Source organism: Pseudomonas solani (assembly GCF_026072635.1).
Lineage (GTDB): Bacteria > Pseudomonadota > Gammaproteobacteria > Pseudomonadales > Pseudomonadaceae > Metapseudomonas > Metapseudomonas solani.
This window is the reverse complement of the sequence record NZ_AP023081.1, coordinates 21,667-30,000: the sequence shown is the minus strand read 5'-3', so window position 1 is coordinate 30,000 and position 8,334 is coordinate 21,667. Positions and strand designations below refer to the sequence as shown.

Annotated in this window: 10 protein-coding genes, 2 tRNA genes and 3 rRNA genes (1 of these 15 only partly in view); 5 read left to right on the top strand and 10 right to left on the bottom strand. The window is 57.6% G+C overall.

Translation table 11 applies throughout. The features are described from left to right. The 5 genes from PSm6_RS00275 to rrf form a co-directional block, all read left to right on the top strand. A 16S ribosomal RNA gene (locus PSm6_RS00275) occupies nt 1-113 on the top strand (it extends 1,424 nt beyond the left edge of the window). 95 nt (nt 114-208) lie between these two features. Further along, nucleotides 209-285, top strand: a tRNA-Ile gene (locus PSm6_RS00270). A 27-nt stretch (nt 286-312) separates the two neighbouring features. After that, a tRNA-Ala gene (locus PSm6_RS00265) sits at nt 313-388 on the top strand. Between the two features lie 235 nt (nt 389-623). Further along, nucleotides 624-3,515, top strand: a 23S ribosomal RNA gene (locus PSm6_RS00260). A gap of 131 nt (nt 3,516-3,646) precedes the next feature. Then, nucleotides 3,647-3,762 (top strand): 5S ribosomal RNA (gene rrf / locus PSm6_RS00255). The 16S, 23S and 5S rRNA genes sit together here with 2 tRNA genes alongside, the layout of an rRNA operon. A 373-nt stretch (nt 3,763-4,135) precedes the next feature. Here the strand turns inward: rrf and queD are convergent. From queD to PSm6_RS00205, 10 genes are all read right to left on the bottom strand, one after another. After that, a complete protein-coding gene (gene queD / locus PSm6_RS00250; protein ID WP_043247051.1) occupies nt 4,136-4,492 on the bottom strand; it encodes a 6-carboxytetrahydropterin synthase QueD in 357 nt (118 codons plus the stop codon). Nucleotides 4,493-4,555: 63 nt separating this feature from the next. Beyond that, nucleotides 4,556-4,768, bottom strand: a complete 213-nt coding sequence (locus PSm6_RS00245; protein WP_265169234.1) for a helix-turn-helix transcriptional regulator — start codon at nt 4,766-4,768, stop codon at nt 4,556-4,558. Nucleotides 4,769-4,820: 52 nt separating this feature from the next. Then, the gene (locus tag PSm6_RS00240) at nt 4,821-5,168 is read right to left on the bottom strand and encodes a hypothetical protein (RefSeq protein WP_265169233.1); all 348 of its coding nucleotides are present in this window, start codon (nt 5,166-5,168) and stop codon (nt 4,821-4,823) included. Then, nucleotides 5,168-5,884: a hypothetical protein gene (locus PSm6_RS00235; RefSeq protein ID WP_265169232.1), complete on the bottom strand. Its 717-nt coding sequence runs from the start codon at nt 5,882-5,884 to the stop codon at nt 5,168-5,170. Before PSm6_RS00235 ends, PSm6_RS00240 begins: the two co-directional genes overlap by 1 nt. Beyond that, nucleotides 5,881-6,066, bottom strand: a complete 186-nt coding sequence (locus PSm6_RS00230; protein WP_021217099.1) for a hypothetical protein — start codon at nt 6,064-6,066, stop codon at nt 5,881-5,883. The genes PSm6_RS00235 and PSm6_RS00230 overlap by 4 nt, the downstream gene beginning before the upstream one ends. Then, a complete protein-coding gene (locus PSm6_RS00225) occupies nt 6,063-7,106 on the bottom strand; it encodes a Lar family restriction alleviation protein (RefSeq protein ID WP_265169231.1) in 1,044 nt (347 codons plus the stop codon). Before PSm6_RS00225 ends, PSm6_RS00230 begins: the two co-directional genes overlap by 4 nt. Beyond that, entirely contained in the window at nt 7,103-7,300 is a 198-nt protein-coding gene (locus tag PSm6_RS00220) for a hypothetical protein (RefSeq protein WP_265169230.1), read from the bottom strand. The genes PSm6_RS00225 and PSm6_RS00220 overlap by 4 nt, the downstream gene beginning before the upstream one ends. Continuing rightward, nucleotides 7,297-7,488: a hypothetical protein gene (locus PSm6_RS00215; protein ID WP_265169229.1), complete on the bottom strand. Its 192-nt coding sequence runs from the start codon at nt 7,486-7,488 to the stop codon at nt 7,297-7,299. Before PSm6_RS00215 ends, PSm6_RS00220 begins: the two co-directional genes overlap by 4 nt. Further along, nucleotides 7,485-7,856: a phage protein NinX family protein gene (locus PSm6_RS00210; protein ID WP_265169228.1), complete on the bottom strand. Its 372-nt coding sequence runs from the start codon at nt 7,854-7,856 to the stop codon at nt 7,485-7,487. The genes PSm6_RS00215 and PSm6_RS00210 overlap by 4 nt, the downstream gene beginning before the upstream one ends. Next, the gene (locus tag PSm6_RS00205; protein ID WP_265169227.1) at nt 7,853-8,290 is read right to left on the bottom strand and encodes a YoqU family phage-derived protein; all 438 of its coding nucleotides are present in this window, start codon (nt 8,288-8,290) and stop codon (nt 7,853-7,855) included. Before PSm6_RS00205 ends, PSm6_RS00210 begins: the two co-directional genes overlap by 4 nt. Nucleotides 8,291-8,334 lie beyond the last annotated feature (44 nt).

Genomic DNA, 8,334 nt, shown 5'->3' with positions numbered 1-8,334 from the left:
CAGAAGTAGCTAGTCTAACCGCAAGGGGGACGGTTACCACGGAGTGATTCATGACTGGGGTGAAGTCGTAACAAGGTAGCCGTAGGGGAACCTGCGGCTGGATCACCTCCTTAATCGAAGACATCAGCTTCTTCATAAGCTCCCACACGAATTGCTTGATTCACTTGCGAAAAGCGATTGGGTTGTTAGACCCGAGAGTAAGACGATTGGGTCTGTAGCTCAGTTGGTTAGAGCGCACCCCTGATAAGGGTGAGGTCGGCAGTTCGAATCTGCCCAGACCCACCAATTGTCATGGGCGTGGCAGGTCTTCGAGGGGCCATAGCTCAGCTGGGAGAGCGCCTGCTTTGCACGCAGGAGGTCAGGAGTTCGATCCTCCTTGGCTCCACCATCCACTCTAATAATCGCTGAAAGCTCAGAAATGAGTGCCTTGAGAATGGCATTGATTTCTGGTCTTTGCGCCAGAACTGTTCTTTAAAAATTTGGGTATGTGATAGAAGTAGACTGAATAATCTCTTTCACTGGTGATTATTCAAGTCAAGGTAAAATTTGCGAGTTCAAGCGCGAATTTTCGGCGAATGTCGTCTTCACGTTAGAGACAATAACCAGATTGCTTGGGGTTATATGGTCAAGTGAAGAAGCGCATACGGTGGATGCCTTGGCAGTCAGAGGCGATGAAAGACGTGGTAGCCTGCGATAAGCTTCGGGGAGTCGGCAAACAGACTTTGATCCGGAGATCTCTGAATGGGGGAACCCAGCCATCATAAGATGGTTATCTTGTACTGAATACATAGGTGCAAGAGGCGAACCAGGGGAACTGAAACATCTAAGTACCCTGAGGAAAAGAAATCAACCGAGATTCCCTTAGTAGTGGCGAGCGAACGGGGACTAGCCCTTAAGTGGCTTTGAGATTAGCGGAACGCTCTGGAAAGTGCGGCCATAGTGGGTGATAGCCCTGTACGCGAAAATCTCTTAGTCATGAAATCGAGTAGGACGGGGCACGAGAAACCTTGTCTGAATATGGGGGGACCATCCTCCAAGGCTAAATACTACTGACTGACCGATAGTGAACCAGTACCGTGAGGGAAAGGCGAAAAGAACCCCGGAGAGGGGAGTGAAATAGAACCTGAAACCGTATGCGTACAAGCAGTGGGAGCCCACTTTGTTGGGTGACTGCGTACCTTTTGTATAATGGGTCAGCGACTTATTTTCAGTGGCGAGCTTAACCGAATAGGGGAGGCGTAGCGAAAGCGAGTCTTAATAGGGCGTCTAGTCGCTGGGAATAGACCCGAAACCGGGCGATCTATCCATGGGCAGGTTGAAGGTTAGGTAACACTGACTGGAGGACCGAACCGACTACCGTTGAAAAGTTAGCGGATGACCTGTGGATCGGAGTGAAAGGCTAATCAAGCTCGGAGATAGCTGGTTCTCCTCGAAAGCTATTTAGGTAGCGCCTCATGTATCACTGTAGGGGGTAGAGCACTGTTTCGGCTAGGGGGTCATCCCGACTTACCAAACCGATGCAAACTCCGAATACCTACAAGTGCCGAGCATGGGAGACACACGGCGGGTGCTAACGTCCGTCGTGAAAAGGGAAACAACCCAGACCGTCAGCTAAGGTCCCAAAGTTATGGTTAAGTGGGAAACGATGTGGGAAGGCTTAGACAGCTAGGAGGTTGGCTTAGAAGCAGCCACCCTTTAAAGAAAGCGTAATAGCTCACTAGTCGAGTCGGCCTGCGCGGAAGATGTAACGGGGCTCAAACCATACACCGAAGCTACGGGTATCACGTAAGTGATGCGGTAGAGGAGCGTTCTGTAAGCCTGTGAAGGTGAGTTGAGAAGCTTGCTGGAGGTATCAGAAGTGCGAATGCTGACATGAGTAACGACAATGCGAGTGAAAAACTCGCACGCCGAAAGACCAAGGGTTCCTGCGCAACGTTAATCGACGCAGGGTTAGTCGGTCCCTAAGGCGAGGCTGAAGAGCGTAGTCGATGGGAAACAGGTTAATATTCCTGTACTTCTAGTTACTGCGATGGAGGGACGGAGAAGGCTAGGCCAGCTTGGCGTTGGTTGTCCAAGTTTAAGGTGGTAGGCAGAGTGCTTAGGTAAATCCGGGCGCTTAATGCCGAGAACTGATGACGAGTCGTCTTTTAGACGATGAAGTGGTTGATGCCATGCTTCCAGGAAAAGCTTCTAAGCTTCAGGTAACTAGGAACCGTACCCCAAACCGACACAGGTGGTTGGGTAGAGAATACCAAGGCGCTTGAGAGAACTCGGGTGAAGGAACTAGGCAAAATGGCACCGTAACTTCGGGAGAAGGTGCGCCGGTGAGGGTGAAGGACTTGCTCCGTAAGCCCATGCCGGTCGAAGATACCAGGCCGCTGCGACTGTTTATTAAAAACACAGCACTCTGCAAACACGAAAGTGGACGTATAGGGTGTGACGCCTGCCCGGTGCCGGAAGGTTAATTGATGGGGTTAGCGCAAGCGAAGCTCTTGATCGAAGCCCCGGTAAACGGCGGCCGTAACTATAACGGTCCTAAGGTAGCGAAATTCCTTGTCGGGTAAGTTCCGACCTGCACGAATGGCGTAACGATGGCGGCGCTGTCTCCACCCGAGACTCAGTGAAATTGAAATCGCTGTGAAGATGCAGTGTATCCGCGGCTAGACGGAAAGACCCCGTGAACCTTTACTGTAGCTTTGCACTGGACTTTGAGCCTGCTTGTGTAGGATAGGTGGGAGGCTTTGAAGCGTGGACGCCAGTCTGCGTGGAGCCATCCTTGAAATACCACCCTGGCATGCTTGAGGTTCTAACTCTGGTCCGTTATCCGGATCGAGGACAGTGTATGGTGGGCAGTTTGACTGGGGCGGTCTCCTCCTAAAGAGTAACGGAGGAGTACGAAGGTGCGCTCAGACCGGTCGGAAATCGGTCGTAGAGTATAAAGGCAAAAGCGCGCTTGACTGCGAGACAGACACGTCGAGCAGGTACGAAAGTAGGTCTTAGTGATCCGGTGGTTCTGTATGGAAGGGCCATCGCTCAACGGATAAAAGGTACTCCGGGGATAACAGGCTGATACCGCCCAAGAGTTCATATCGACGGCGGTGTTTGGCACCTCGATGTCGGCTCATCACATCCTGGGGCTGAAGCCGGTCCCAAGGGTATGGCTGTTCGCCATTTAAAGTGGTACGCGAGCTGGGTTTAGAACGTCGTGAGACAGTTCGGTCCCTATCTGCCGTGGACGTTTGAGATTTGAGAGGGGCTGCTCCTAGTACGAGAGGACCGGAGTGGACGAACCTCTGGTGTTCCGGTTGTCACGCCAGTGGCATTGCCGGGTAGCTACGTTCGGAAGAGATAACCGCTGAAAGCATCTAAGCGGGAAACTCGCCTCAAGATGAGATCTCACTGGAGCCTTGAGCTCCCTGAAGGGCCGTCGAAGACTACGACGTTGATAGGTTGGGTGTGTAAGCGCTGTGAGGCGTTGAGCTAACCAATACTAATTGCCCGTGAGGCTTGACCATATAACACCCAAACAATCTGACGATTGTTGTTATAAGGTGAAGTCGACTTAGCCGAAAATTGGCCAGAACTTGCAAAGCCTTATCACATACCCATTCGGGGTCGCGTCCTGGACGATACCCCAACCGAATTGCTTGACGACCATAGAGCGTTGGAACCACCTGATCCCATCCCGAACTCAGTAGTGAAACGATGCATCGCCGATGGTAGTGTGGAGTTTCTCCATGTGAGAGTAGGTCATCGTCAAGCACCTATACCAAACCCCCGATCTTCGACAGAAGGTCGGGGGTTTGACTTTGCGCGGCAGAAAAGTTGGCAAGCGACGTAGCAGTGTCCGCGAGACCCGCTTGGGGCAGCACTATGCTCCGGCCAAGGTGCAATAGCACGGCTTGCCAGAGCGACTTGCAGGGGCGACTTGAGTCGCCAAGCAGCCCGAAGGGCTGCCATGCCTATGAGCCTTGCTGCAGCCGATCCCGTTATGTCCGCTGAGTCGAAGAGCCCCCGGATTGAAGTCCGGGCTACGTCCGGTCCACGCCCCGGCTCACAGGCGATTTGATAGGCAGGATCTGCACAACAAAAAGGCCACCCAAGGGTGGCCTTTTGCATTTGTGCAGGAGAAGAGTCAGTCGCCGCGGTACTCGCAGCCACTGGTGCAGGTCTCGTGGATGCGCACGCGGCTGAGCTCGGGAAGCAGCGGCTTGAGCTGTTGCCAGATCCACTTGGCGAGCACTTCGCTGGTGGGGTTTTCCAGGCCAGGAATGTCGTTCAGGTAGTTGTGATCGAGCTGCTCATAGAGCGGCTTGAAGATCGCCTTGATCTCGGAGAAGTCGCGTATCCAGCCGGTATAGGGATCGACTTCGCCTTCGATGTAGATGGCGACGCGGAAGGAGTGGCCGTGCAGACGCCCGCACTTGTGGCCGGCGGGGACGTGAGGGAGGCGGTGAGCCGCCTCGAAGATGAATTCCTTGAACAGTTCCATTGGGTAGCCTGAGAAGCAGAAGCGGTGCGGGGGGAGGCGTCCGTGCCCGTTGTGATGTACTGATCAGTGTACTGATTGATCGCCGCTGGCGGTCGGGTTGGACATCCACTGGGCGATGTCGGATTGCCGCCAGGCAACGGATTTGAGCCCGATTCTAACCTGTTTCGGGAATGTCCCCTCACTCATGCGACGGTAGACCGTGGTCCGGGCAAGGCCCGTGATGACCAGGACATCGCCGAGACGAAGGAACCTGTCGATCTTCTCTGCAGCTGACATAGGAATACCTCCCCGCCGGTCATTGCCGGCAGGCTGTGGTGGGGTAGGGGGGTTAGTGTTGGACTGAGGTGCGGCGGCGGTTCTGCATTTCGCAGCGAAGGCGGTAGGCCCTGAAGCGTCTGCCGTCGCCCGGGTAAATCTCAGGCGCCAAGCCAGCCAGTGATTCCCCGAGCGCTTCGAAGCAGAAGAGGTGCTCGCCGTCCCAGCTCCATTCTTTTTGCGCTATCGCCCATTCGCGAGCTTCCACGCAATGCATGCAGGTCTTGAACCTGTCCGCGCCGCCATCCCACACACCAGCCACGTGCTCGTAGCTTTGGCCGGGCACGATCAGGCCATGACACTCGCAGCACCTGTGGGGCTTTCGCGCCTTGCGGATGGTTTTCACTTGGAAGTCGCCCATCACTCCCCCTCCTCAGCCTGGCGGGTGGCTTCCACGATAACCGCCTTGATTCGGGCGCAGTATTCGTAGATCTCGTTCGGATCGGTCGGCGTGTTCCGTCCGCATTGGTTCACGAGGTCACGCACAGTCGGCTCGATGTTCCCCTCCACCTCGCTGTAGATGTTCTGCAGCGCATCCAGCAACTCCGACACGCTCACCGAGTCGGGCTGCTGGGTTGGGAGGGCGTAGATTGCGCGGATCGGCCAGGTTCCATCATCCACCGTTGCAACGTAGTGCCTGTGGTCAGTAAAGCCGCGCCATTCTCCGTCGCGCGTCTGGAACTGATGGCCGACAGGCTCCTGCCCCCTGATCGCGTCGAGCTCGGCGCGGAGCTTGTGGTTCTCGTCGATCAGGCGAGGCAACTGCTCCTCGACTTGGGCGCGGAACTGGTCGCGTTCGCGCTCGGCGACATCGGCGCGGTGATTGGCCAGCACCAGTTGCTGCGCGTAGGTTGGGGGTTCGTACTGGTCGGCCGTTCCGTTGGCAATGATCGCCGCCATCGCGTCCCAGCACCCTGCGGATTTCCCGAGGTCGGCCAGCCGCTCGAAGCGCACCGCATACCACTGTTCGGTGAAATCGAGATTGCGCTGCAGCTGGTCGCGCTCGGCCTTCAGGTTCCATACCCAGTCCACGAACCGGCCAAGGTCTGGCATCTGCTCCATGTTCACATCGCTCATCGGTCGTTCTCCTGGGGCGGGGTGGGCGCTGGCTTGTTCCAGGACTGGGCTAGGCCTTCGGTGGAGAAGGCCTCCACGGTGCGGTTGCACTTCGGGCAGGTGAGGCTCAGAAACCCGGAGTGCCGCATCCCCATCAACTCGCCTTCATGGCCGCAGTGACACGGCTTGATCTTCTCGCTCATGCCTCGCCCCCATTCCCCGCCTCAGTTGTAACCCCCTGGTTTACACCTGCCAGGTGCGGGTTAAGGCGCAGGAATTCGTCCAGGCAGGCGTTCCAGCTGACCCCTCCGGCGTAGTCGGAACTGTCCGGGGCATACAGCTGTAGGCCGTCACGCTTCGGCAGCACGACAGCCTGCTGCTGTTCGGATGCAGGCGGGGTGGGGGCGGCGGCGAGCGCGGCGGTGGCCGCTGTCCGAACACCACACGAACACTTGACGCTGAATTCGTATGGGGCTGGAGGCTGAGTCACCGATCCGCACTTGTGGCATCGGTATTCCGACACCCCAGCAGCAAGCGGGGCTATGTGCGGCTCGCCCATGCGGGTTTCGCCCTGAGCATCCAGCACGAGCTGATCGATACGCTGGTCCAGCACGCGCACCTTCTCTTCAGCTTCCAGTGCGCGGCGCTTCCAGATGGCCAGATCCTCACGGGCGCCGACGTAGGCGTCTGCCATGTCAGCAGCAGGCGGGGCGGAGAGCGCGGCGCGCAGTTCCGCAACTACCGCAGCCTGAGTGTCGAATCGGGCCTCGAAGTCGCGGCGAAGTCGCCATTGTTCTGCGCGCTCGCCTTCCAGCGCTGCCACGATGCGCTCGTGCTGGGCGACGGTCATCAGGGCTTGAAGCTCTTCGCCGACTTGCTTCCAGTTCTGTCGTCCATCCGCAAAAGGGCTTTCATCCATCAGCTCCCAGCCAGCGCCATGGGCCTGATAACGGACGCCAACCACTTCGGGCTGCTCCCCCTGCACCTGCGCGGCGGGAGGGGTGGCGCGGGTGTTCCACTGCTTTATGGCCTCGGCCTTAGCGCGCTCGATGTACTGCTCGGCGTAGCGGTAGTTGGTGAACGGATCACCCCGGCGCTCCTCAATGGTCATGAGGTCGCTGATCTGAACGCCCACCACCGCCCATCCGCATTTTCCGCATTCGATTACGTAGTAGGTGCCGTCTCCGCTGGGAAGATCAGGAGTTCCCCCGCAGAACTGGCACGGCTTCAGTTCTTCGCTCACGATTTCTTCTCCTGCCGCTCATAGTCGGCGATGAATTCGGTAATCAGGACGCTCAGCTCCATGGCGCCTATGGACGAGTGCGTTCCGACGTAGCGGTTGGCGCGCTTCAGCAGGTCGATGGAGTGGGCGAGGGGATGGGAGCAGGCCTGGGCGTCTATGCGCCGCTGTGTGGCTGATTCGGAGAGGCCGGTCATGGCTGAATCCTTGTCGCTACCTTCAGCGATGCGTCATGGTTGAGCTGACGGAACTCGGTGCAGATCACGACAACATCTGCGCCGTCTCGGCGGTGCACAGGCATCTTGTCGAACGGCAGACTTGAGCAGTCATCGCGCCACTTGCTGCATGCTGAGCAACGGCCGCCCTTGGGGAAGTAGTTGGTCATGGCAGCAGCTCCGCAGGGATCTGGACTTCGTCGCCGAGGTTGGCGGCTACGATGGCGCGGCAGGCGGCGATCAGCACGTTGTTCGCTGTGTAGCCGACCCGTATGCCGGATTGCTGGAAGCTGGCCGAGTTCTCGGCAATGCGCAGCTCCATACCAATCCGGCCGCCGTGCGACTGGATCAACTGTCCGCACTGGCGCCAGCGCGTCGACGGGCTGTACTGTTGCCTCGGCTTGTCCACCATCCAGCAGGTGACAAAGCCCTCCCTGGATGCAGAGGGGAATACGCCAACGCCTTCGGCAGATGCCACAGCCCAATCCAGCGCCGCGCCAATCAGCTCGGCTGTACGTACAGTTTTCATCTGGCTCATGCTGCTTGCTCCTCATCCGGCTGGCGGAAGACGGGGAGGGCGCCGGCAAGAGTTCGAACTTGCTGCATGTCCTCTAGCGGATAGCCCCAGATGTTCCCATCGGTGATTCGCTCGCGCTCAGGCCCTAGGTATCCCGGGTGTAGTTGCTTGCCGGTGCGGATGTACTCGCGGAACTCTTCTACCAATCCGCGAAGCGTCCCGCCGTGGGTGAAGCCGCGCCAACGACCACCCCAAGGCGTGCGATGCGTGTAGATGCGCTTGCCTGAGTAGTCATCGACGAACCAGACGCGCCCGCGCTCGTCGACTTCCATGCTGGCGTAGCGCTGATGGCTTGCGCTGAAGAAGAAACGGCGCCCGTGATCCGCGATGATCCGGATTACCTGGTTCACTTGCTCGGCGCGCTGCTGCTTAGCTGCGAGTTTTTTCGATTGCACGATTCTTCCCTCCAGCGCTGCGCGCAGAGTGGGTTGGGGATGGG

Coding starts and splice junctions, on each gene's coding strand:
- queD (WP_043247051.1), bottom strand. CDS start 4,492: ATGGAACTGTTCAAGGAATTCATCTTCGAGGCGGCTCACCGCCTCCCT.
- PSm6_RS00230 (WP_021217099.1), bottom strand. CDS start 6,066: ATGAGCGAGAAGATCAAGCCGTGTCACTGCGGCCATGAAGGCGAGTTG.
- PSm6_RS00210 (WP_265169228.1), bottom strand. CDS start 7,856: ATGAGCCAGATGAAAACTGTACGTACAGCCGAGCTGATTGGCGCGGCG.
- PSm6_RS00240 (WP_265169233.1), bottom strand. CDS start 5,168: ATGGGCGACTTCCAAGTGAAAACCATCCGCAAGGCGCGAAAGCCCCAC.
- PSm6_RS00220 (WP_265169230.1), bottom strand. CDS start 7,300: ATGACCGGCCTCTCCGAATCAGCCACACAGCGGCGCATAGACGCCCAG.
- PSm6_RS00235 (WP_265169232.1), bottom strand. CDS start 5,884: ATGAGCGATGTGAACATGGAGCAGATGCCAGACCTTGGCCGGTTCGTG.
- PSm6_RS00245 (WP_265169234.1), bottom strand. CDS start 4,768: ATGTCAGCTGCAGAGAAGATCGACAGGTTCCTTCGTCTCGGCGATGTC.
- PSm6_RS00215 (WP_265169229.1), bottom strand. CDS start 7,488: ATGACCAACTACTTCCCCAAGGGCGGCCGTTGCTCAGCATGCAGCAAG.